The sequence below is a fragment of the Hymenobacter canadensis genome (assembly GCF_027359925.1).
Classification (GTDB): domain Bacteria; phylum Bacteroidota; class Bacteroidia; order Cytophagales; family Hymenobacteraceae; genus Hymenobacter; species Hymenobacter canadensis.
The window spans coordinates 2,165,766-2,188,868 of the sequence record NZ_CP114767.1 but is presented as its reverse complement, the minus strand read 5'-3'; the positions used below and the strand labels follow the sequence as shown (position 1 = coordinate 2,188,868).

Here is a 23,103-nt window from a genome sequence, read left to right as displayed (position 1 = left end):
CACAAAAAAAGCCCCGAAGCATAGTGCTTCGGGGCTTTTGCTTTCAACCAAATGCGCTAGTCGAGGATGTAGCGCAGGCCAATCTGGGCGCGCCAGCGGCTGTTGAGGTCGGTGTTGTTGATGAACGTCTGCTGGCCACCGCGGAACTGGTACACCGGCGTGTTGGGGGCGGCGGGCAGGTAAGCCGTTTCAATGAAGCGGTTGTTGGCGAATACGCGGCGTACGCCCCAGTCCGGGCTGATCAGGTTGCCCAGGTTCTGGATGTCGAGGCTCAGCTGGAACGTGTGCTTCTTCTCGCCGGCCATCAGCGAGAAATCCTGCAGCAGCTTGGCGTCCAGCTGCGTGTACCAGGGGCTGATGGCGCCGTTGCGCTCCGTGAAGTTATCCCGGCGCTCAGAGAGGTAGTCGTCCTGGCGGATGTAGGCATCCAGCTGCTCCCACTGTTGCGCGGCCGTCACCAGCACGTTGCCCTGCTGGTCGCGGATGTCTATCAGGTTGATCTGGTCGCGGGTAGCTGGTACTTTCAGCAGGTCGTTGCCGAAGATGCCGTCGCGGTTCAGGTCGCCGGCGTAGGTGTAAGAGAAGCGGTTGCCCTGGGCGGCCTCAAAGAAGAAGCTCAGCGTAGTGGCCATCCGTTTGTTGGCGTATTCAAACCGCTTGCCAGCTGCCCCGATGATGCGGTGCTGCAGCCCGAAGTCGCTGAAGGCCAGCTGCGGATCGTTGGCGTTGCCCACCACGGGGTTGCGCTGGAATGCGTCGGCGGCAATTTCGCCGGGGTTCGACGTCACGTCCTTGGCTTGCGAATAGGTGTAGGCTCCCAGCACGTAGAGGCCGTTGGCGAAGTCCTTCTTAAGCTGGCCCGTGAGGCTGTACTGGTAACCTTTATTGGTGTTTTCCAGCACAATCACGCCGGCATCGAGGAAGCTGAACTGCCCGTCGGGACCGGTGAAGCCGGGCGTGATGCGCGGGCCGGCCGCCGGATAGATCAGGCGGTCATCAAACCCTGCCAGGCGCTCAGTGGGCGTTACGAGGTTGTAGTTGCGGTGAATGGCCGCGTTGCGGTCTTTGGAGTAAATGCCTTCCAGCGTAGCTACAATGCCCAGCGGCAGCTCCTGGTCGATGGCCAGGTTAGAGCGCCATACCTGCGGAAACTTGAAGTCGCGGGCCGTGCCGTTGATCTGGAACGTATAGCCGGGGTCGAACTGCGAGTTGGAGGCCTGGTTGCTGATCCACACGAACGGGATGCGGCCCGTGAAGATGCCCGTACCGCCGCGCACCTGCGTGGTCAGCTCGCCGTTGTCGGCCGAGTAGTTGAAGCCCAGGCGCGGCGACCACAGCGGCGTGGCCTTCGGGAATTCGGTCACGTCCACCTTCGCCGCTTTGCCTTCCGAGTCTAGCAGCGGCGCGTTCAGAATCTGTGTGTTCTGGGCCACGTCGGTGTTGTAAATCGGCATGTCGGCGCGCACACCCAGCGTCAATTTGAAGTTAGGCGTCACGTTCCACTCGTCCTGGGCGTAGAGGCCTAGCTGGGCCACGTTCACGTCTACAGACTTGATGCGGCGGGTACCGCCGGTCGTGGCAATGGCGTTCAGATCCACAAAGTTGGGGTTCGCGCGGTCCGTTACCTGGAAGAACCGGTCAATGTCGAGCCCACCGAAGAACGGATAGCCGAAGCGCTGCAGGTTGAAGTCATTCACGAAGTCGAACCGCTCGTAGGTTACGCCGCCAGTCAGCACGTGCGCCCCAGCAAAGTAGCTCAGGTTGTCGGTAAACTGCGTGATGTTCTGGTTCAGGCGGTTTTCTGCCGAAAACTGCTCGGTGCCCACGCTCACGTAGGTGGTGCCGTTCTTGGTGATGTCGATCTGCGGAAACAGGCCGGCGTCGGGCAGGTCGCGGAAGTCGCGGAAGGCCGAGAAACTCAGCTGCGCCTTGTTGCTGAGCCGCTCGCCGAAGCGCGAGTTCAGCTCACCCACCACCGAGTTCAGGTTGTTGTTGATGGTGTAGCCCGAGTTGGAATACTGCAGCGTGTTCACGCCCTGCACCCGCGACGACGGGGCAATGGCAATCGGGTGGGGGCCCTGCTCGCGGTAGCTCTTCAGGTAGTTGTAGCGCAGCGAAAAGGTATTCTTCTCGTTGATGTTCCAGTCGAACTTGGCCAGGAACTTGTCGCTGTAGGTGCGGTAGGTGAAGTCCTGGTAGGTGCCGGGGTCGTAGCCGTACACGCTGATCAGGCGCTGCCGGATGGCGTCCAGGTCGCTTTGCAGTACACGGCTCACGCCATCGGCGCGGCCATCAATAGCAGCCTGGGCTTCAGTGGCGCTGGTGGCGGGCCGAAACGTCAGGCCCGGATCGTCGCGGCGCGTGATTTCGGCGTTGGTGAAGAAGAACAGCTTGTTCTTGATGATCGGGCCGCCCAGGGCGAAGCCGGTCTGGTTGAATTTCAGGTCGGGGTTGCGGACGGTCACGTCGCCTACCTTCTCGCCAATCAGCTTCTCGTTGCGCAGGTATGTGTACACCGTGCCCTTGAAGGAGTTGGTGCCGCTCTTGGTTACGGCATTCACGCCGGCACCCGTAAAACCGCCCTGGCGCACATCAAAAGGAGCCAAGCTTACTTCCAGCTGCTCGATGGCATCCAGCGAAACCGGCTGCGAGTTGGTCTGGCCGCCTGGTGTAGGCGCATCCAGCCCGAAGGAGTTGTTGAAGATGGAGCCGTCGAGCGAGAAGTTGTTATAGAGCGTGTTGCGCCCCCCAAAGCTCAGGCCGCTGCTTTGCGGCGTCAGGCGTGTGAAGTCCTCCTGCGAGCGGCTGATGGTGGGCAGCGTCCGGATGGCGGCGCTGCTCACGTTGGTGGAAGCGCCGGTACGGTCCTTGTTGATCTGGCCGTCGCGGTTGCCTTTTACCACCACTTCGCCCAGCGCCTGCGCGTCATCGGAAAGCGTCACCTTGCTCTCAAACGTCTTGCCCAGCGCCAACTGAATGTTGGTGTCGGTGTAGGTGCGGGCGCCCACAAACGATACCACCAGCTCATAAGGGCCGCCGACGCGCATGTTCAGCAGGTCATATTGGCCGTTGTCGCGGGTGGCGGTGCCGTATTTGGTGCCTGAGGGCAGGTGCGTGGCCACCACGGTGGCACCGGGTAGCGGCTGGCCTTTGGCATCCAGCACGAGGCCTTTCATGGCGGAGGTAGTTACACCTTGCGCCAGCAGTGTTTTGCTACTCGTGAAAAGCACAAAGCCGAGCAGTAGAAACAGTACAATTCTGTTCATCATAAGGGAGCTTTTTTGTTTATCCGGAACATCCTCCCGGAATTTCGGTGCAAAAGTAGATGAACTTTATGTGAATTATGCTTGCATAACAATTTGGTAACAATTTGGAAATATGATATTATACAAGTGTTGAATATCAGTACGTTAACAATATAAGATATAAAAAAATAAATAGTTAATAAATATATATGAGCATACCTGTTTTTTCCGCCCGAATGCTGTTGACGGGGCATGGCTTCGCTGTTAGGTGAATGGATAGCTTAAGTGTTTAATTGAACTATATTGATAAAAAGCAGGTGTCTGTGGGTCTTGGGCCGCCAGTCCGTGTTAGACCTGATTCAGCCTGTGCTGTGCGAGTTGCGTTAAAGGCAGTACCGTCGTTCCTCATTCTTGTATAGCACTTCCCGAATATGACGAAACACTTCTGGCAAACTGTCGGCCTGGGCGCCGTGGCCGGTTTCCGCAGCATGACGGCGCCGGCCCTGCTCAGCGCCAACCTCGTGAAATTTCATCCGCAGGGCTTGGTTGGCTCGCCGCTCCGCTACCTGCAGAAGCCGCTGGTGGCTACCGGCCTCAAGCTGCTGGCCGGTGGCGAAATGGTCGGCGACAAGCTCCCGCAAACACCCGACCGGATTGCGCCGCCTGTGCTGCTGGGCCGCCTGCTATCGGGCGCGCTGGTAGGGGCGGCCCTGTACCGCGCCAACCACGGCAAAACCCGCAACGGGGCGCTGCTGGGTGGGCTGGTTGCCGGGGTGGCTACGTTCGGCAGCTTCTGGCTGCGCAAAAAGGCCACCCGCGAATCGGGTCTGCCTATCTCCGTAGTAGGCGGCTTCGAGGATCTGCTGGTACTGGGCAGTGGGCTGGCGCTGTCCAAAGGCAGCTCGGCCGGAGCCCCCGCCGGCTACGCGCTGTAGCGGGTCGCCAGAATACAAAAAAGCCCGTCAGCTTAGTGCTGGCGGGCTTTTTTTGTGCATTAGGGAGGCTAGTCTTTACCCCCCGTAGAGCGGGCTTCGGACGACTCCTCCGGCATGTTGTTGACTGGCGAAGTGGCGTTACCGGGGGCACTTTGCAGGCCGGCGTCCGGTGAGGTTTGCTGGTCGGCGGCTGAGCCTTTGCCGGTTGGGGTTTCCACGCGCTGGCCGCCGCTGAGACTGTCCCGGTCGGTTTCGTTGGTGGTAGCGGCGGGGGCTTCGGTGAAGTCTTGGCTGGCTTGCGGGTCTTTGCCGGGCGTTTTGTTGTAGTCGCAGGCGGTGAGGCCCAGGCCCAGGCTGCAGGCCAGCAGGAGGGAAGGAAGACGTTTCATGGCAGGTGAAGCAGATGAAGGAGTAGTAAGACGATGAGCGGATAGCCAGTAGCTTCTGGGCAAACGGCGTAGGGCCTGCTTCGGTTGCGGCTGACTTGGCCGGGGCGGCCTACCTTTGGCGTATGCCCGCCCCAACCCTCATGAACTGGAGCGGGGGCAAAGACTCGGCCCTCGCCCTCTACCACGCCCTGCGCGACCCACGCTACCACGTCACCGACCTGCTCACCAGCGTCAATGCCCACTACCAGCGCGTGTCGATGCACGGGGTGCGGGTGGCGCTGCTGGAGCAGCAGGCCCAGCGCATCGGCCTGCCGCTCACCACCCTGGAGCTGCCCGAAATGCCCGATATGGCCGACTACGAGCGCCTGATGGCCGCCACCCTGGCCCCGCTGCAGGCCCGTGGTATCCGGCACGCCGTCTTCGGCGACATCTACCTCGAAGACCTGCGCCACTACCGCGAGCAGCAGCTGGCGCGGGTGGGTATGGAGGCCGTGTTTCCGCTCTGGCAGCGCTCCAATGCCGATTTGCTGCGCGAATACCTCGACCTGGGCTTCCGGGCCGTGGTGGTGTGTGTCAACGAAAAGTACCTCGACGCCAGCTTCTGCGGCCGTGAGCTGAACGCCGACTTCCTGCGCGACCTGCCGCCCGGCGTGGACAGCTGCGGCGAAAACGGCGAGTACCACAGCTTCGTGTTCGACGCGCCCTATTTCAGCGCGCCCATTGCCTTTGAGCAGGGCGAAATCGTGCGCCGCACCTACCAGCGGCCGGCCGCAGCCAGCACCGTCTGCCCACCTGCCGCCGCCGATGCTCCCGCCGCCCCCGACCCGTTCGAGCCCGGCTTCTGGTACTGCGACCTGCTGCCCGCCACTACGCCCGGCGCGCCCTAGCGTGGCCCACGGCCGTGCCGAAACAATCCGGCCGCTCAGGCAGTCCTGTACCCAAAACCGCCCGCTTTCTTGCCTATGCCCGCTTCCTCCCATATTGTGCTCTTCGATGGTGTGTGCAACCTCTGCAACGGGTTTGTACAGTTTGTGATTGAGCACGATGCGGCCGCCCGGTTCCGGTTTGCGGCCCTGCAGTCGGCAGCGGGGCAGGCGCTGCTGCGCGAATACCGCCTGCCCGCGCCCCCCGAGCCCGACTCGGTGGTGCTGGTGGCCGATGGCCAGGCCTACACGCATTCGGCGGCGGCGCTGGGCATTCTGGCGGGCCTGGGTGGCGGGTGGGCGGTGCTGGCCCGGGTGGGCCGGTGGTTTCCGCGCCCCCTGCGTGACGCCGTATACCGGCTGATTGCCCGCCACCGCTACCGCTGGTTTGGCCGCCAGGAAGCCTGCTGGCTCCCAACTCCCGAGCTGAAAGCACGTTTCCTGTAAGCCCTCCGACAGTACGGCAGCCGACCGAGCACCACGCGGGAATCCCCGTCATCCGGCACCTGTACGCCCTCCAGTATCAGAAACTTTTCCGTCGCCCCGGTGCAAACAGCCGCTCCGTGGCAGCATCTTCCTCCCTGCCACCTGCCACCTGCCACCTGCCACCTGCCACCTGCCACCTGCCACCTGCCACCTGCCACCTCATAACTCCATCACCTCATCACTAAAAATATGCAAGCTCTAGTTCTTGATGGCATCAACCAAGCCGTGCAGCTGCGCGAAGTGCCCACTCCGCAGCCGGCTGCCGGTGAGGTGCAGGTGCGCCTGCACGCCGCCGCCCTCAACCACCGCGACGTCTGGATCCAAAAAGGCCAGTATGCTGGCCTGAAATTCCCCATCATCCTCGGTTCCGATGGCGCCGGCACCGTGACGGCCGTTGGCGAAGGCACCGATGCCAGCCTACTGGGCCAGGCCGTGCTCATCAACCCCGGTCGGCAGTGGGGTGAGCACCCCGCCGCCCAGGGCCGCGACTTTCAGATTCTGGGCTTGCCGCAGGATGGCACCTTCGCCGAATACGTGTGCGTAGAAGCCCGCCAAGTGCGGGCTAAGCCTGCGCACCTGAGTTTCGAGCAGGCCGCCGCGCTGCCGCTGGGCGGCGTCACGGCCTACCGCGCCGTGTTCACGCGGGCGGCGCTGCAGCCCGGCGAGCGGGTGCTCATCAGTGGCGTGGGCGGCGGCGTGGCGCTGCTGGCCCTGCAGATGGCCGTGGCCGTGGGCGCCGAGGTATGGGTGACGTCGGGCTCGGAAGAGAAGATTACCCGCGCCGTAGCCCTGGGCGCCAAAGGCGGCATCAGCTACCACACCGAAAAATGGCCCGCGACTCTCACCAAGCAGGCCGGCGGCGGCTTCGACGTCATCGTGGACAGCGCGGCCGGGCCGGGCTTCCTCGATCTGCTGGACGCCGCCGCGCCGGGCGGGCGCATCGTGTTCTACGGGGCCACGCAGGGCAATATGCCCTCAGTGCCGGCCGCCAAGGTGTTCTGGAAGCAGCTTTCCATCCTGGGCTCCACCATGGGCACCGAGCAGGACTTCGCCGCCATGGCGGAGCTGTTCGAGCAGCACGGCATCGTGCCGGAAATAGACGAGACGTTTGCGCTGGCCGAGGGCGAAGCCGCCCTGCGCCGCATGGACGAAGGCCTGCAGTTCGGCAAGATCGTGCTGCGCATTGCCGGCGAATAAGCGGGAAACTCAGCACAGACCAGACGCCCGCTGCCGACCTGTCGGTAGCGGGCGTTTGTGTGTTTGGCCATCAGTGACAGCCCCGAAATCAAAAAGCAGCATCTGAGGCAATGGTAGTTTAGAAATGAGTATTTATCCGCCTGGCGATTTATATTGTAAATTATTGAAAATCAATAATTTGAAAATTATTAATCCAATTAAAATAGTGGACGTATACGGAATGAATAAAATGCTAGCTGTGTTAGTATTTTGTTAGGATTTCAACCCCGGAATCCGGTAACTTGCCCCCATGAAAACGCCTGCTGAATACCTGCAATGCCCGGTTTTTGAACTGACGTATCCAACGGGCGAAGCAGCCGAATCGGTGCCCGTAGTAGCCTACACCGATGCGCTGCGCGCCGTGGAAGCCGCCCTCGCCGATGCCGAGAAGTATAAGTATCTGCTGATGCGGGCCCTGCGCCGCAACCGCGCCGAATCGGCCGTGGGCCCGGCCCTGGTGCCGCCGGCTTCCGGCGTGCGCGAATTCTCCATCCGCCCTTCCACGCCGGTATTTCCGCTGTACCCGGATGAGCAAGCCGCGTAAACCTGCCGGGGAATAAAAACCACTATGCAAAAGCCCTGAGCCATTTCGGTTCAGGGCTTTTTGGTGCCTACTACTGCTGCCAGCGGCTGGCCAGCTCCCGCGCCAGCGCCACGGCCTGCTCCCGCAACTCCGGCACCGCCGTCGACTCGAAGTAGGCGGGGCGGCGGCTGGGACCCAGCGTAAACAGCACCTGTGACGGCTGGCCGTGCCGGTTCAGCAGCGCCCCCCGCGCATCGGTCTGGATACCCAGCCGCAACGCGTCTGGCACCAGCTGGCCGGCGTCGCGCAGGCTCACCACCAGCGGGTCGCTGATCCGGCTGTAGTCGAGTAGCGGCCCGGTGCAGCTGACGACGTGTTGGGTGCGGAGCACGGATTCGGTGTGCTGATGCTGGGTGTGCACCAGCAAGTCGTGGTTGTCGGCTACTGAGATGCCACGCACGCGGCCCAGGTGCATGCGGGCCTGGCCGGTGGCCAGCATGTCGCGCATGATGGCGTCGTTCTGTGGGGGGCTGCGGTGGCGTAGCACCGCCCACAGAGATGCCAGATGCCTCAGAAACCGCGCCTGCTCCGCCGGTGGCCACGCCGCCCAGATTTGGCCCAGATGCGGGCGGAGCGAGTCGAACACGGGCCGCCAGTCGTGGCCCTGGGCGGCGGCCTGCCGGATGCGGCGGCGCACGGTGGCCAGCACGGCCCCCACGGAGGCCAGGTCCTGCAGGTCAGTGTGGTAGAAGCTGGGGTAGGGGGCAGTGGCCGGCCCGTGCACCACCGGCCAGCGCTGGTGCCTCGATACAATGGTAACTGGGGCCCGGTGGCCGTCGGCGCGCAAGCCCAGCAGCACATCCACGGCCGTCAGGCCCGAGCCAATCAGCAGCACTTCCTCATCCAGCCCAATGGTGCGCAAAGCCCCTGCCGCCCACGGGTTGCCGTGGAAGTTCGGGTGCGTGAGGTAAGCGCCCGGCCCGGCAGGGGAGAGGGGCGGGAAGTTGCCGAGTGCCAGCACCACAGCATCCGAAATCAGCGCGGTACCATCGGGCAGATGCACGGTGGCGCGGCGGCCATCGGGCGACATCTCGGCGGCCGTGGCGGCTTGCGGGTGCCACTCAAACTGGAGGCCGTTGGCGGCCGGGCCCGCCAGCAGGCCGGCTACCAGCTCCTGCAGGTAGCGGCCGTAGGTCTGGCGCGAGCAGAAGCTCTGCTCACACGCCAGGCCGTTGGCCTGCAGCCAGTCGGTGAAGTGCGTGGGTTGGTCGGGGAAGGCGCTGAGGGCGGCGGCGCGCACGTTGAGCAGGTACTCGGGGCGGCGCGCCGTGTAGGCCAGGCCGGGCCCGGGCACCGGCCGCGGCTCTACCAGATGCACCGTGCCGCCATGCCACGCCCCCGGCTGCCGCGCCAGCTGCAGCGCCACCATCGAGCCCGAAAAGCCTCCTCCCAGAATCGTGATTGTCGGCTGCTGCAAGAGGGGGAAGAGGAATAGGGGTTGGCGAATGGGCCCGAAAAAATGGGTGAAAAATAGTTCTTAACAAATCCGGGCCGAATATGGCCGAAACCCTGTCGCACAGCAGCCCGGCCGTGGAACTACCACAACCGGGCTGCTGATGCCGCTAAGCCACATTCTGCTTCAAAAAACAGGTGGCCGGCGGACGAATGGCGGCGAACAATAAAATTAGGGCCGGCTACAGATAGGCGCCCGGCACCAAGTAATTGCGCACGTAGTCGTCGATGCCGTCTTCGAGGCGGGTGAAGGGCCGCTCGTAGCCGATGCCGCGCAGCTTGCTCATGTCGGCCTGCGTGAAGTACTGGTACTTGTCGCGGATATCCTCAGGCGTGTCGATGAACCGGATATCGGCCGTGCGGTCGAGGGCGGCGAAGGTGTTGAGGGCCAGGTCGAGGAAGGTGCGGGCCTCGCCGGTGCCCAGGTTGTAGATACCGGAGTTGCGGCGGTGGTGCATCAGAAACAAACACACCTCCACCACATCCTTCACATACACGAAGTCGCGCATCTGGCCGCCGTCGGTGAAGTTGGGGTTGTGCGAGCGGAACAGCGTCATGGAGCCCGTTTTGCGGATCTGCTCGAAAGCGTGCAGAATCACGGACGCCATGCGGCTTTTGTGGTACTCGTTGGGACCGTAGACGTTGAAAAACTTCAGGCCGGCCCAGAAAAACGGCTTCTCCGGCTGGTTGATGGCCCAGTTGTCGAAGTCGTTTTTGGAGTCGCCGTAGGGGTTGAGCGGGCGGTAGAGGGGCAGCAGCGCGTCGTCGTGGTCGGAGTAGCCGAGCGTGCCCGAGCCGTAGGTGGCCGCCGACGAGGCGTACACCAGCGGCAGCTGGTACTGCACGCAGGCCTGCCACATCCGCTTGGAGTAGTCGAGGTTGAGCAGGTCGAGCACGGCGCGGTCCTGCTCGGTGGTGTCGGTGCGGGCTCCGAGGTGGAAGACAAACTCCACTTCGGCGTGGTTAATATCGAGCCAGTCAAAAAACTCGTTGCGGTCCACGTATTCGCGCAGGTGCTTGCCGGTAAGGTTGGCCAGCTTGCGCTCCACGGCGAAGTTATCAACCACCACAATATCGTTGAACTTGGCGGCGTTGAGGCGGGTAACAAGGCCGCTGGCAATAAAGCCGGCGGCTCCGGTGACGACTATCATAAGGCAGGGATTTTAGTCAAAAGTAAAGCACAGACTACGCGGATTGTTGAGATGCCGCTGATTTCTTTCCCGTCGAAGCTTGAACAAGCGCTTTGCCCGGCCATGCCAAACCCCGAAAATCGGGCCGCGGCGGAAGCGCCGCTTGGTGGTACTTTTGGGGTATGCCTTTCTTATTCCGGCGCCTGACGCCGCTGCTGCTGACCGCGCTGGCCGCCTGCCAATCCGACCCGCCTGCCACCACTACCGTACCGCCCGCCGCCCCCCAGCAGCTCCGCGACGACCTGGGCCGCCCGCTGCAGGTAGCCGCCCGGCCGCGCCGCATCATGGCGCTGGCCGCTTCCAGCACCGAAATGCTCTACGCCGTGGCCGATACGGCCACCATCATTGCCCGCACCCAGGTCTGCGACTATCCGGCGGCGGCGCTCCGCAAGCCCGTGGTCAGCAGCTACCCGCTGGACATGGAAAAGCTGGTGGCCCTGCACCCCGACGTGGTGTTTACGGTGGAAGGCATTACGTCGCAGGAAGACGCGGCGCGGCTGGCGGGCTTCGGCATTCCGGTGTACTATCAGCGCTTCACGACTGTGGAAGACGTGTTTCGGGGCCTGCAGGACATTGGCCGCATCCTGGGCCGCCAGCCCCAGGCGCGCCGCCTCACCGACTCGCTGCGGCGGGAGCTGCGGGCCGTGGCGGCGGCCACACCACCGCGCCAGAAGCCGCCCCGCGTGCTGGCTATCACTTGGCAGGACCCTATCTACGCCTACGGCCAGAACACGCTCTTCACCGATAAAATCCGGCTGGCTGGCGGCCGGAACGCCGTGGTCGATCAGTTCGCGCAGCCCTACCCGGCCCTCACCCGCGAGTATATTCTGAAGCTCAACCCCGACGTGCTCATCGGCGGCAGCTTCGGCAAGCTGGACAGCACCTTCTTCCGCAACTACCCCGAACTGAAGCGCATTCAGGCGTATCAGCAGCGCCGTGTCTACGGCATCACCGGCAGCCTCATGGAGCGCCCCGGCCCGCGCGTGGTGGAATCGGTGCGCGAGCTGCAACGGCTGTTGAAGTAGTTGTCAGTTTTTGGTTGTCAGTTATCAGTCAATGTGATTCTGGAAACTAACAACTGACAACCAGCAACTGACAACCAAAAACTGACAGCTACTTTTGCCGCTGATGAACCGACCTGCTCTGCCCTGGATTGTGGCCAGCCTGCTGCTGATGTTGGGGCTGGTGGTGGTGGGGCTGCGCATCGGGTCTTACGCCACCAGCTACGCCTTCGTCTGGCAGACGCTCACGCACTACAACCCCCAGGACCCCGCCCAGCTGGTGCTGCTGGAGCTGCGCCTGCCCCGGATTCTGCTGGCCCTGCTGGCCGGTGGCAGCCTGGCGTTCAGCGGCTACCTGATGCAGGCCATGGTCAATAATCCGCTGGCCGACCCGTACCTTCTGGGCACGGCGTCGGGTGGGTCGTTGGGGGCTATTCTGGCGTATTCGTTGCTGCCGGTGCTCACGGTGGGCGGCTTCTACCTGCCGCCGCTGTTTGCGCTGGCCGGGGCCTTGGGCACCACACTGGTAGTGGTGGCCGTGGGCAGCCGCCGGGGCCAGATTCTGCCGGCGCAGCTGCTGCTGGCGGGGGTGGCGCTGGGCTCCCTCACCACGGCAATCGGGGGCGTGTTCACGTTTTTGTCGGCCACGCAGGAGCGGCTTCGCAGCGTCACGTTCTGGGCCGCCGGCAGCTTCGAGCGGGCCGGCTGGGCGGTGCTGCCGTATCCGGCGCTGCTGCTGGCGGCGGCCCTGCTGCTGTTCGGCTTCGTGCAGAAAGACCTGAATATCCTGCTGCTGGGCGAAGAACGGGCGCAGGCGCTGGGCGTGCACGTCGCCCGCACGCGCTGGCTGCTGCTGCTCACGGCCTCGGCCCTCACGGGCTGCGTGGTGGCGTTGTGCGGCCCGGTGGGGTTTGTGGGTTTGATGGTGCCGCACCTCACGCGCTGGCTACTGGGCGTCACGGGCCGCGCCAACATGTTGTTCTGCGCCCTGCTCGGGGCCAATTTCCTGCTGGCCTGCGACCTGCTGGCGCGGGTGCTCTACCCGCCGGCTGGCCTGCCGGTTGGCCTGGTCACGGCCCTGTTCGGCGTACCGTTCTTCGTATATTTGCTGCGGCAGAAAGGGTCTTAGGGACTTGGGGGCTTGGGGTCTTGGATGATATTCAACGACGCGTAGGCTCTCTTAACCAGGATCTTACCTGTCCCGCTTCAGTAGTGGCTTAGGGAGTTGCCGCAATCGGATTTTCCGGTGCAGCCTCACCATACTCCAAGACCCTAAGCCCCCAAGTCCCCATTATCCATGATTTACATCAGCCGACAAGAACACTTCAACGCCGCCCACAAGCTCTACAACCCCAAGTGGAGCGAAGAGCGCAACCGGGAAGTGTTCGGCCCCTGCGCCAATACCAACTGGCATGGCCACAACTTCGACCTCATCGTGACCGTGAAGGGCAAGCCCGACCCCGAAACCGGTTTCGTCATCGACCTCAAGCAGCTCAGCACCGTCATTCGCACGCACATCATCGACCAGGTAGACCATAAAAACCTGAACCTCGATGTGCCGTTCATGCAGGGGCAGATGGCCAGCACCGAAAACCTGGCCATTGCGTTCTGGCAGATTCTGGCGCCCGAAATCGAGCGGATTTCCTCCGCCCGCCTGCACAGCATCAAGCTCTACGAAACGCCCCGCAATTTTGTGGAGTACCTGGGCGAGGAATAAGGAATAGCCTGCTAAACCAGTAGAACGGTCATGCTTTATCTTGCGTCCGCTTGCCGAAGCATCCCTGCCGCTTCATTGCAATAGCAATTAAACGAAGTGGTAGAGATGCTTCGGTAAGCTCAGCATGACGTTCTAAACGTCACATACAAATCGAATGAAGTACTACCTCATTGCGGGCGAGCGGTCCGGCGACTTCCACGCATCCAGCCTGATGGCCGAGCTGCAGCAGCAGGACCCGCAGGCCGAGTTTCGGTTCTGGGGCGGCGACCTGATGCAGGCCGTGGGCGGCACCCAGGTGCGCCACTACCAGGAAATGGCCATCATGGGTTTCTGGGAAGCGGCCACGAGCGTGCTCAAATTCCGCGGCTACCTCAAAGAAGCCCAGCGCGACTTGCTCGAATACAAGCCCGACGTGCTGATTCTGGTGGATTATGCCGGCTTCAACCTGCGCGTGGCTAAGTTCGCCAAAGAGCAGGGTATCAAGGTGTTTTACTACATATCGCCCAAAATATGGGCTTGGAACCAAGGGCGCGTCCACAACGTGAAGAAGCTCGTGGACCGCATGTTCGTCATCCTGCCCTTCGAGAAAGACTTCTACCAGCGCTTCGGCTACGAAGTCGACTACATCGGCAACCCCATTTCCGATTCGGTAGCCGAGCACCAAGCGGCTGCTGATTTTTACCAGCGCAATCACCTCGACCCCGAGCGGCCCATTATTGCGGTGCTGCCCGGTTCGCGCAAGCAGGAAATCGAGGAAATGCTCTACGAAATGACGGCCATCATTCCGCCGTTTATGCAGTACCAGTTCGTGGTGGCTGGCGTCGATAACCTCGACTCCAACTACTATGCGAACTTCGAGCGCAACAACGTTCGCATCATCTTCGACCAGACCTACGACCTGCTGGCGCACGCCAAGGCCGCGCTGGTCACCAGCGGCACTGCCACGCTGGAAACGGCGCTGTTCAACGTGCCGCAGGTGGTGTGCTACCGCACCAGCGCCGTGTCCTACGCAATAGGAAAAGCCGTCATCAAAGTGCCCTACATTTCCCTGGTCAACCTCATTGCCGACAAGGAAGTGGTGAAAGAGCTGATCCAGGGTGAGTTCAACTCCCGCAACCTCGTCATCGAGCTAAAGAAAGTAACCGCCGACGAAGCCTTCATTGCCCAGCAAAAAGCCGATTACGCCGAGATTCGTGAGAAGCTAGGCCAGCAGAAATCCGCCGAGAAGGCAGCTAAGCTGATGGTGGGGTATTTGAAGGGATAGAAGACAGCCCATACTGAAAAGCAAAGCGGCTCTCCACATGGAGAGCCGCTTTGCTTTTCAGTATGGGCTGTCTCTGGCTTTTACGCCGCTCGCAGCTGCTTAATAGCCGTCTGCTCGAACTTGCTCCGGGCGTATTCCTCGTCAATCACCAGCTCCTTCACGCCTTCTTCGGAAGGCATATCGAACATGGCGTCGGTCATGATGCCTTCGCAGATGCTGCGCAGGCCGCGGGCCCCCAGGCGGTATTCGTCGGCTTTCACCACGATGTACTCCAGCGCGCCTTCCGAGAAGCTGAGCTGAATGCCTTCCATGTCGAAGAGGCGCTGGTACTGCTTCACGATAGAGTTCTTGGGCTCCGTCAGGATTTTGCGCAGCGTGGCGTGGTCGAGCGGGTTGAGGTGCGTGAGCACCGGCAGGCGCCCAATCAGCTCCGGAATCAGCCCGAAGGCTTTCAGATCCTGGGCCGTTACGTAGCGCAGGAAGTTGTTGGTGTCCACTTTCTCGTCCAGCTGCGTTTTGGCGAAGCCAATCGGCTTGGTGTTGAGGCGGTTTTTGATGATGCGCTCAATACCCACGAAGGCGCCACCGCAGATGAAGAGGATGTTCTCGGTGTTCACCGTAATCATCTTTTGCTCGGGGTGCTTGCGGCCGCCGTGCGGGGGCACGTTCACCGTCGTGCCTTCCAGCAGCTTCAGCATGGCCTGCTGCACGCCTTCGCCGCTCACGTCGCGCGTGATGCTGGGGTTGTCGCTCTTGCGGGCAATCTTGTCGATTTCGTCGATGTAGACGATGCCGCGCTCGGCCGCTTCCACGTTATAGTCGGCGGCCTGCAGTAGGCGCGTCAGGATGCTTTCCACGTCTTCGCCCACGTAGCCGGCCTCGGTCAGCACGGTAGCATCGGCAATGCAGAAGGGCACCTGCAGGATGTTGGCCAGCATGCGCGTCAGGAAGGTTTTGCCGGTGCCGGTTTCGCCCACCATGATGATGTTGGACTTCTCAATCACCACATCGTCCTTCTGCGGTTTCTGCATCAGGCGCTTGTAGTGGTTGTACACCGCCACCGACATCACCTTCTTGGCTTCGTCCTGGCCTACCACGTATTGGTCGAGGTAGTCCTTCATCTCGCGGGGCTTCACGAGGTTGAATTTCGGCGCTTTCGAGCTCGTCCGAATCTTGTTTTCCTCGTTCAGAATCTGCTGGGCCTGCCCGACACACCGCTCACAAATGTGCGCGTTGATGCCGGAAATCATAACCGAGACGTCTTTTTTATTCTTTCCGCAGAAAGAACACGTTATATCTGCCATTGCCAGGGAAGCTCTCAGGATAGGGGAGGTGCGCCAACTTATGGCGTGCCTCCTCAAAGGTACGAAAAGGCCAACGCCCTACACGGCTAAAAAAGTGCCGGCAGTACTGGCCTCTACTAAAACAAAAAAGCCCGCCGAAGCGGGCTTTAAATGTAGCATAGGCTTTAGCCTGTGCCCTGATTTGTCAGGAAAGAAGCAGTAGCAGGTCTTGTCCGCGTCAGCTACCAAAATTGATGGGGCGCTGTCCGGCATAGGCTAAAGCCTATGCTACAAAGGCCTTACTCGGCCTTCTTCTTTTCCAGTACCTCGTCGATCAGGCCGTACTCTTTTGCCTCGTCGGCGCGCATCCAGTAGTCCCGGTCAGAGTTGTCGTGGATTTCCTGGTAGGTTTTGCCAGTGTGCTCCGCCAGAATGTCGTACAGCTCCTTCTTGAGCTTGAGGATCTCGCGGGCCGTGATTTCGATGTCCGACGACTGGCCTTGTGCGCCACCCGAAGGCTGGTGAATCATGACGCGGGCGTGGGGCAGGGCCGAACGCTTGTCCTTGGCGCCACCAGCCAGCAGTACGGCACCCATCGAGGCCGCCAGACCCGTGCAGATCGTGGCCACGTCGGGATTCACGTACTGCATGGTATCGTAGATGCCCAGGCCGGCATATACCGAGCCGCCGGGCGAGTTGATGTAGAGCAGGATGTCTTTCTTGGCATCTACCGACTCCAGAAACAGCATCTGCGCCGTCAGGATGTTGGCCACGTAATCGTCAACGGCCGTGCCCAAGAACACAATCCGGTCCATGATCAGGCGCGAAAACACGTCAATTTCAGCAAAACGCGTCGGGCGTTCTTCGATAACCGAGCGGGTCATGCCGGTGGGCATAATCAGGCCATTGCGGGTCTGGCCTTCTACGTGTTGGATATATTGGTCAACGCCCAGACCGTTCAGGCCCTGGCCGTGGACGGCGAATTTGCGGAACTCTTTCTTATTCAGCATGGGAGAAAATGAGGGAGATGAAAGGAATCAAACGAAGTGCATGGACAACAAAAAAGCCCATACGGCAAGTAAGGGCTTTTTTGTTGGTTCGAAAACCGAAAATGTCAGCGCTTAGCCGGCATTCTGATTGCGGAAGTCCTCGGCCGTAATCGGGTTGTCGTTAACAACAACTTTGCCGCGCAGGTTTTCCAACACCCGCTCTGCCAGAATGGCCTCATACTCGCTCACGTAGTTCTTGCCGTTCTCCTGGCGCAGGTAGTTGTCAGCAAAGCCACGTACCGACTCTTCCAGCTCCGGGGTCATTTCCATGTTGAACTGGCCCAGGATTTTCTCCATCGTGCGGTCCACGATTTCCTCGTTGGAAACTTTCAGCTCCTGCTCTTCCACCACTTTGTTGCGGATCAGGCTCCACTTCAGCTCCTTCTCGTAGTCGTCGTAGTGCTCTTCAATCTGCTCGGCGGTCAGCTTGCCTTCGTTGGCACGCAACAACCACTTCTTGAAGAACTCCTTCGGCAGCTCAATCGTAGTGTTTTCCAGCATCTTGTCGATGATCTGGCGGTTCACGAGGTTGTCCGACTCCCGGTCGTAGTTCTCCTGTACCGTGCTGCGCACTTTCTCCTCGTACTCCTCTTTCGAGGTCACGATGTCTTTGCCGAACACCTTGTCGAACAGCTCCTGGTTGTGCTCAGGGGCGGCGCTGCGGTTGATTTTGTCAACCGTGAGCGTGTATTCGCCTTCGGCGGCAGCGGCTTCGTCCTTGCTGAAGCCGGTGAAGCTGCGGATGGCCGATTCGTCGCCGAAAGCCTCCTTCAGGTCGAACGTCACTACGTCGCCCGACTTCACGCCAACAAATTTGTCAGCGCCGTTCTTCACTTTGTTGATGGGCAGCAGCACGGGACGGCCTTCGCCTTCCTCGCCGGCTTTGGCCAGCTTGCCGGTCAGGTAGTCGCCAGCCTCCGAAACTTCGGGCTCCGACGACTCGCCGAACTGGCGGCCAATCTGCTCGTAGGTTTCGTTGAGGGTGTTTTCGTCGAGGTCAACCTTGTGACGGTCAACGGAAACGCTCTGGTCGGCGGGCAGCTCGAAATCGGGCAGCAGGCCCAACTCAAACTGGAATGCGTAGTCCTTCTGCGCGTCCAGGTCGATGTTGTTGGACATCGGCAGGGGCTCGCCCAGGATTTTGAGGTTGTTGTCTTTGATGTAGCCATCAACTGCCTTGCCCAGCAACGCGTTGATCTCGTCGGCCAGGATGCCTTTGCCGTACATCTTGCGCACCAGCGTAGCCGGTACTTTGCCCGGGCGGAACCCTTTGATCTGCGCCTTCTTGCTGTAGTCCTTCAGCTTGGCATCCACTGCCGGAGCATAGTCAGCCTCCGTGAGGTTTACTGTCAGGATGGCATTCAGTTGGTCGTCTTTCTTGTCGAGGGTAATGTCCAAAACGAGGGTCGGTTAAGGGTACTACGGGTGTAAACAACGGGCCAAACCCGGTTAAAAAGAAACCCCCAACGGGTGGGTTGAGGGTTTGAGAAGCGGTTTGTAAAGTCGAAACCAGACTACTGTGCGGATGGAGGGACTCGAACCCACACGCCTTGCGGCACCAGATCCTAAGTCTGGCACGTCTACCAATTTCGCCACATCCGCGTCCGGAGGCCAACTGCCTCGGGGGCGCAAAGCTACGTAAGGCAATTGAAAATTCCAATGTAGCCGAAGCTTTAGCTTTTGCTGGCAATACCTTGTCGGCCACAACAGTCCGGTAAATGATTCCAGAAGGCAGTTTGGCAGCGGCAGGCTGCCCGTGCGCACCATCCCGCGCTGGCTGTTGTTGAAGAATATCTGACGGCCATATTCTGCCCGGCGCAGGCCAAAGCTTGCGCTTCATGCCGTACTTTAGCACTTACTTGACTCTGGCGCCCCGGCGCCGCCCGTGTAGCATGGCCACCCTTATCGACCCCGAAATAGAGCGCCAGGAAATCCTGCGCCAATACCGCCGCCTCCTCCGCACGGCCAAGCCGTATCTGAAGGAAGGCGACGCCAAGCTGATCAAAAAGGCCTTCAATACTTCGCTGGAGGCCCACAAAGACATGCGCCGCAAGTCTGGCGAGCCCTACATTCTGCACCCGCTGGCCGTGGCCCAGATTGTGGTGGAGGAAATCGGGCTGGGCACCACCAGCATTGTGGCCGCGCTGCTGCACGACGTGGTAGAGGACACGCCCTGGGAAATTGCCGATGTGGAGCGCGAGTTCGGCGGCAAGGTGGCCCGCATCGTGGATGGCCTGACCAAGATTTCGGGCGTTTTCGAATACGGCACGTCCGAGCAGGCCGAGAACTTCCGCAAGATGCTGCTCACGCTCTCCGAAGACGTGCGCGTTATCCTCATCAAGCTCGCCGACCGCCTGCACAACATGCGGACCCTCGACTCGATGCCGCGCCACAAGCAGCTCAAGATTTCCTCAGAAACCATCTATCTCTACGCGCCGCTGGCCCACCGGCTGGGCCTCTACGCCATCAAGACGGAACTGGAAGACCTGCACCTCAAGTACACCGATACGGAGGTGTATAATGAGCTGGTAAACCGCGTGCGCCAGAGCCGCAGCGCCCGCAACCGCTTTATCAAGGACTTCGTGCAGCCGATTGATGAGGAGCTGTCGGCGCAGGGCTTTGCGTTTGAAATCAAGGGCCGCCCCAAAAGCATCTACTCTATATTAAAGAAGATGCGCAAGCAGAACATCACCTTCGACGAGGTGTACGACCTGTTTGCCATCCGCGTGATTCTGGAGGTGCCGCAGGAGCAGGAGAAGGCCGCCTGCTGGCAGGTCTACAGTATTGTCACAGACTTCTACCAGCCTAACCCCGACCGCCTGCGCGACTGGGTAAGCACGCCCAAAGCCAACGGCTACGAAAGCCTGCACACCACCGTCATGAGCCGTTCGGGCCAGTGGGTGGAAGTGCAGATCCGCTCGCGCCGTATGGACGACATTGCCGAGAAAGGCTACGCCGCGCACTGGAAGTACAAGGAAACGGGCGCCGTGCAGCCTGAGTCCACGCTGGAAGCCTGGATCAATAAGGTGCGCGAGATGCTCGAAACCAACAATTCCAGCGCCTTGGAATTCATGGACGAATTCCGCCAGAACCTGTTTGTGAAGGAGGTCTACGCCTTCACGCCCAAAGGTAAGCTGGTGATTCTGCCAGATAAGGCCACGGCGCTGGACTTCGCCTTCGATATTCACACGCACATCGGGCTGCAGTGCCTAGGCGCCAAAGTCAACCAGAAGCTGCAGCCGCTCAGCTACAAGCTCCGCAACGGTGACCAGGTCGAAATCCTGACGTCGCAGAAGCAAAAGCCCACCGAAGAATGGCTGCAGTATGTCATTACGTCCAAGGCGCGCTCCAAAATCAAGGACTGGCTCCGCGACGACAGGCGTTCCAAGGCCGAGGACGGCCGCTTTCTGGTGGAAAAACGGTTGGAACTGCTGGGAGTAGCGCTTTCGCCCGAAAACCTGAACCGGCTGCTGGCGCACTTCAACACCCATAGTGTGCAGGAGTTGTATTACCGCATTGCCATTGGCCAGCTGGACGGCCGCGAAATCAAGGTCGATCTGTTCAGCGCGGCTATCGAGTTGCCCCGCCCACCATCGATACTGGAGCCTAAAGCCTTCGACCACGAAGTGCAGAAAGTGCGCGGCGTCAATGCCAACATGCTCGTCATCGGGGAGCAGACCGACAAGTTCGACTACAGCATTGCGCCCTGCTGCAACCCCATTCCCGGCGACGACGTGTTCGGCTTCGAAACCGACGAAGGCATCGTCATCCACCGCACGTCCTGCCCCAAAGCCGTGCAGATGATGTCCAACTACGGCAACCGCATCGTGCGCGCCAAATGGACTGACCAGCTGGAGCTGGCGTTCCTGGCCGGTATCCGCATCAAGGGCTCCGATAGGGTAGGGCTCGTGAACGACGTCACGCGCATCATCAGCAACAGCCTCAAAGTAAACATGCGCTCCATCACCATCGACTCCGACGACGGCATGTTTGAAGGCCAGATCATGGTGTTCGTCAACGATACTGCCCACCTGAACAAGCTCATCCAGCGCCTGTCGCGCGTAAACGGCGTGCTGGTAGTGCAGCGGTTTGATACGTAGGGGTTGTGTAGTTCTAAAAAGCTTTAGATAATTCCCGCAGTACAAAAGAGTATAAAACAAAAGGTAGTGCAGGGGCTTCTGGAGGCGAATAGGCGTGCTTCCAGGGCGTTGCCGTATCTTTGTTTCACTCCTTTATATAATATGTTGCCTAAAATGCTCGACAAAGAGAAGTATGAGGAAGTGAAAAAGATCTTCACTGCTTACCTCGAAAATAAAGGATTGCGCAAAACGTCTGAGCGGTACGCCATTCTGGAGGAAATTTACTCGCGCACCGGCCACTTCGACGTAGAGGAGCTGTACGCCGGCATGAAAACCCAGGGTCTGCAGGTCAGCCGCGCTACCGTCTACAACACCCTGGATTTGCTGGTAGAGCACGGCTTGGTCAGCAAGCACCAGTTTGGCCGCAATCTGGCCCAGTACGAGAAAAGCTACGGCTACCGCCAGCACGACCACGTCATCTGCACCGAGTGCCATAAGGTAGTCGAGTTCTGCGATCCGCGCATCCATGGCATCCAGACCATGGTCGGGGAGTTACTCAACTTCCATATCTTGCACCACTCTTTAAACTTATACGGTGTCTGCGGCGACTGCCGTGCCAAAGCCGCTGCCCGTTCTCAAGCTGAATGAAAACAGAATCCTCCGTCCAAGACGGCATCCTCTTCGTGCGCCTTTCCGGCGACCTCATCGGTAGCCCCGATACCCAGCAACTTCTTCAGTCCGTCGATCAGCAGCTGGGAGAAGAAGTGCGGCACTGTGCCCTCGACCTCTCCGAAGTTCGCTACATCAACAGCACCGGCATCGGTGTACTGGTGTCGTTGCTCACCAAGTTCCGCAGCCGTGGCGGCGAGCTGGTACTGATCAACCCGGCCGAACATCCCCGCAAGATGCTGATGCTGACCAAGCTGAACGCCATTTTCTCTATTGCAGACGACGAACAGTCGGCCGCCCAACAGTTAAAAGCCGCAAACTAATGCCCGTTGACGTACTAGTAGGATTGCAGTGGGGAGACGAGGGCAAAGGCAAGATTGTCGATGTTCTGGCCCCCACCTACGACGTAGTAGCCCGCTTCCAGGGTGGCCCCAATGCCGGCCACACCCTCACTTTCGATGGCACCAAGCACGTATTGCACCAGGTTCCCTCCGGTATTTTCCACCCCCATATCATCAATGTAGTCGGCAACGGCGTGGTGCTCGACCCCGTAGTGTTCCGGCAGGAGCTGCAGAAGCTCACCGACCGCGGAGTTGACTGGGGACAGAATCTCTACATCTCGCGCAAAGCCCAACTCATCCTGCCCTCGCACCGGGCCCTCGACCGGATCAGTGAAGAGGCTCGCGGCGGCAGCAAAATCGGTTCTACCCTAAAGGGTATCGGCCCAACTTATCAAGACAAAATCGGCCGTACCGGTCTGCGCGTCGGCGACATTCTGCTCCCTGACTTCCAGCAGCGCTATCAGGAGGCAGTAGCCCGTCACACCACGCTCGCAGAATTCCACGGCCGCAGCCTCGACATTGAAGAATTAGAGGCCGATTTCTTTTCCGCCGTTGAATTCCTGCGCACGCTCAAACTCACGGATACCGAATATCTGCTTAACGACCTGTTGCGTCGGGGCAAAAACGTATTGGCCGAAGGCGCGCAAGGCTCCATGTTGGATATCGACTTTGGTACTTATCCCTACGTGACTTCGTCTAGCACCATTGTGGCTGGTGCTTGCACTGGCCTCGGCATTGCCCCACGCCACATCAACAAGGTCTACGGAATCAGCAAAGCCTACTGTACCCGCGTTGGAAGCGGTCCGTTTCCAACAGAGCTGCACGATGAAGTAGGGGAGCAGATCCGCCAGGCGGGCCGCGAGTTTGGCTCTACCACTGGCCGCCCGCGCCGCTGTGGCTGGATTGACCTACCTGCTCTGCGCTACAGCATCATGCTGAATGGCGTAACCGAAATTCACCTGATGAAAGCTGATGTGCTTGATGATTTCGACGAAATCCAAGTGTGCACGCACTATCAGCTACCAAACGGCGAGAAAACCGACCACCTGCCTGACCATGGAGACTTGGCGCGGCTCACTCCTATATATAAGAGTCTGCCCGGCTGGCGTACGCATCTGCAGTCCATCACCGACCCGGAAGCCCTGCCACAGCAGCTAAAAAGCTACGTGAAGTTCTTGGAAGAGCATCTTGAAGTGCCAGTAAGCATCGTAAGCGTTGGCCCGGATCGGGTGAGTACGCTACATCTCGCTTAGGATCTGTC

The 23,103-nt window shown here is 60.4% G+C and carries 20 protein-coding genes and 1 tRNA gene; 13 read left to right on the top strand and 8 right to left on the bottom strand.

Features of this window, described 5'->3' with window-relative positions; all coding sequences use genetic code 11:
• Positions 1–56: 56 nt before the first annotated feature.
• Positions 57–3,269 carry a TonB-dependent receptor gene (locus O3303_RS09450; protein ID WP_269561813.1) on the bottom strand — a complete coding sequence of 1,071 codons (3,213 nt, stop codon included), beginning with the start codon at positions 3,267–3,269 and terminating at the stop codon, positions 57–59.
• A 407-nt stretch (positions 3,270–3,676) separates the two neighbouring features.
• Between O3303_RS09450 and O3303_RS09445 the strand changes: the two genes are divergently transcribed.
• Positions 3,677–4,180 carry a DUF4126 family protein gene (locus O3303_RS09445; protein ID WP_269561812.1) on the top strand — a complete coding sequence of 168 codons (504 nt, stop codon included), beginning with the start codon at positions 3,677–3,679 and terminating at the stop codon, positions 4,178–4,180.
• Between the two features lie 68 nt (positions 4,181–4,248).
• Here O3303_RS09445 and O3303_RS09440 read toward each other — a convergent pair whose 3' ends face one another.
• Positions 4,249–4,569, bottom strand: coding sequence for a hypothetical protein (locus O3303_RS09440; protein ID WP_269561811.1), 321 nt, complete (start codon positions 4,567–4,569; stop codon positions 4,249–4,251).
• Positions 4,570–4,691: 122 nt separating this feature from the next.
• Here O3303_RS09440 and O3303_RS09435 point away from each other — a divergent pair, with 122 nt between their 5' ends.
• From O3303_RS09435 to O3303_RS09420, 4 genes are all read left to right on the top strand, one after another.
• Entirely contained in the window at positions 4,692–5,456 is a 765-nt protein-coding gene (locus O3303_RS09435; RefSeq protein ID WP_269561810.1) for a Dph6-related ATP pyrophosphatase, read from the top strand.
• A gap of 75 nt (positions 5,457–5,531) precedes the next feature.
• A complete protein-coding gene (locus O3303_RS09430; protein WP_269561809.1) occupies positions 5,532–5,939 on the top strand; it encodes a thiol-disulfide oxidoreductase DCC family protein in 408 nt (135 codons plus the stop codon).
• A gap of 228 nt (positions 5,940–6,167) precedes the next feature.
• Positions 6,168–7,175, top strand: a complete 1,008-nt coding sequence (locus tag O3303_RS09425) for a zinc-binding dehydrogenase (RefSeq protein ID WP_269561808.1) — start codon at positions 6,168–6,170, stop codon at positions 7,173–7,175.
• A gap of 289 nt (positions 7,176–7,464) precedes the next feature.
• Positions 7,465–7,758 (top strand): hypothetical protein, encoded by a 294-nt coding sequence (locus O3303_RS09420; protein ID WP_269561807.1) that lies wholly within the window; start codon positions 7,465–7,467, stop codon positions 7,756–7,758.
• Positions 7,759–7,828: 70 nt separating this feature from the next.
• On the opposite strand, the gene O3303_RS09415 is transcribed toward O3303_RS09420, so the two are convergent.
• Both O3303_RS09415 and rfaD read right to left on the bottom strand, forming a co-directional pair.
• Entirely contained in the window at positions 7,829–9,214 is a 1,386-nt protein-coding gene (locus O3303_RS09415) for an FAD/NAD(P)-binding protein (RefSeq protein WP_269561806.1), read from the bottom strand.
• Between the two features lie 217 nt (positions 9,215–9,431).
• Positions 9,432–10,400, bottom strand: a complete 969-nt coding sequence (gene rfaD / locus O3303_RS09410; protein ID WP_269561805.1) for an ADP-glyceromanno-heptose 6-epimerase — start codon at positions 10,398–10,400, stop codon at positions 9,432–9,434.
• Positions 10,401–10,561: 161 nt separating this feature from the next.
• Here rfaD and O3303_RS09405 point away from each other — a divergent pair, with 161 nt between their 5' ends.
• The 4 genes from O3303_RS09405 (at position 10,562) to lpxB (ending at position 14,421) form a co-directional block, all read left to right on the top strand.
• The gene (locus O3303_RS09405) at positions 10,562–11,464 is read left to right on the top strand and encodes an ABC transporter substrate-binding protein (RefSeq protein ID WP_269561804.1); all 903 of its coding nucleotides are present in this window, start codon (positions 10,562–10,564) and stop codon (positions 11,462–11,464) included.
• 103 nt (positions 11,465–11,567) lie between these two features.
• Entirely contained in the window at positions 11,568–12,569 is a 1,002-nt protein-coding gene (locus O3303_RS09400; RefSeq protein WP_269561803.1) for a FecCD family ABC transporter permease, read from the top strand.
• A 168-nt stretch (positions 12,570–12,737) separates the two neighbouring features.
• The gene (locus O3303_RS09395; protein WP_269561802.1) at positions 12,738–13,157 is read left to right on the top strand and encodes a 6-pyruvoyl trahydropterin synthase family protein; all 420 of its coding nucleotides are present in this window, start codon (positions 12,738–12,740) and stop codon (positions 13,155–13,157) included.
• A 154-nt stretch (positions 13,158–13,311) separates the two neighbouring features.
• Positions 13,312–14,421, top strand: a complete 1,110-nt coding sequence (lpxB, locus tag O3303_RS09390; protein WP_269561801.1) for a lipid-A-disaccharide synthase — start codon at positions 13,312–13,314, stop codon at positions 14,419–14,421.
• An 80-nt stretch (positions 14,422–14,501) separates the two neighbouring features.
• Here the strand turns inward: lpxB and clpX are convergent, their stop codons facing one another.
• The 4 genes from clpX to O3303_RS09370 form a co-directional block, all read right to left on the bottom strand.
• Entirely contained in the window at positions 14,502–15,725 is a 1,224-nt protein-coding gene (clpX, locus tag O3303_RS09385) for an ATP-dependent Clp protease ATP-binding subunit ClpX (RefSeq protein ID WP_269561800.1), read from the bottom strand.
• 278 nt (positions 15,726–16,003) lie between these two features.
• Complete coding sequence (locus tag O3303_RS09380; protein ID WP_269561799.1) at positions 16,004–16,714, bottom strand: ClpP family protease; 711 nt, start codon at positions 16,712–16,714, stop codon at positions 16,004–16,006.
• Positions 16,715–16,825: 111 nt separating this feature from the next.
• Complete coding sequence (gene tig, locus O3303_RS09375) at positions 16,826–18,151, bottom strand: trigger factor (protein ID WP_269561798.1); 1,326 nt, start codon at positions 18,149–18,151, stop codon at positions 16,826–16,828.
• A gap of 122 nt (positions 18,152–18,273) precedes the next feature.
• A tRNA-Leu gene (locus tag O3303_RS09370) sits at positions 18,274–18,355 on the bottom strand.
• Between the two features lie 290 nt (positions 18,356–18,645).
• Here O3303_RS09370 and O3303_RS09365 point away from each other — a divergent pair.
• From O3303_RS09365 to O3303_RS09350, 4 genes are all read left to right on the top strand, one after another.
• Complete coding sequence (locus O3303_RS09365) at positions 18,646–20,853, top strand: RelA/SpoT family protein (RefSeq protein ID WP_269561797.1); 2,208 nt, start codon at positions 18,646–18,648, stop codon at positions 20,851–20,853.
• Positions 20,854–20,994: 141 nt separating this feature from the next.
• Entirely contained in the window at positions 20,995–21,480 is a 486-nt protein-coding gene (locus tag O3303_RS09360; RefSeq protein WP_269561796.1) for a Fur family transcriptional regulator, read from the top strand.
• Positions 21,477–21,824, top strand: a complete 348-nt coding sequence (locus O3303_RS09355) for an STAS domain-containing protein (protein ID WP_269561795.1) — start codon at positions 21,477–21,479, stop codon at positions 21,822–21,824. Before O3303_RS09360 ends, O3303_RS09355 begins: the two co-directional genes overlap by 4 nt.
• Positions 21,824–23,095 carry an adenylosuccinate synthase gene (locus O3303_RS09350; protein ID WP_269561794.1) on the top strand — a complete coding sequence of 424 codons (1,272 nt, stop codon included), beginning with the start codon at positions 21,824–21,826 and terminating at the stop codon, positions 23,093–23,095. The genes O3303_RS09355 and O3303_RS09350 overlap by 1 nt, the downstream gene beginning before the upstream one ends.
• Positions 23,096–23,103 lie beyond the last annotated feature (8 nt).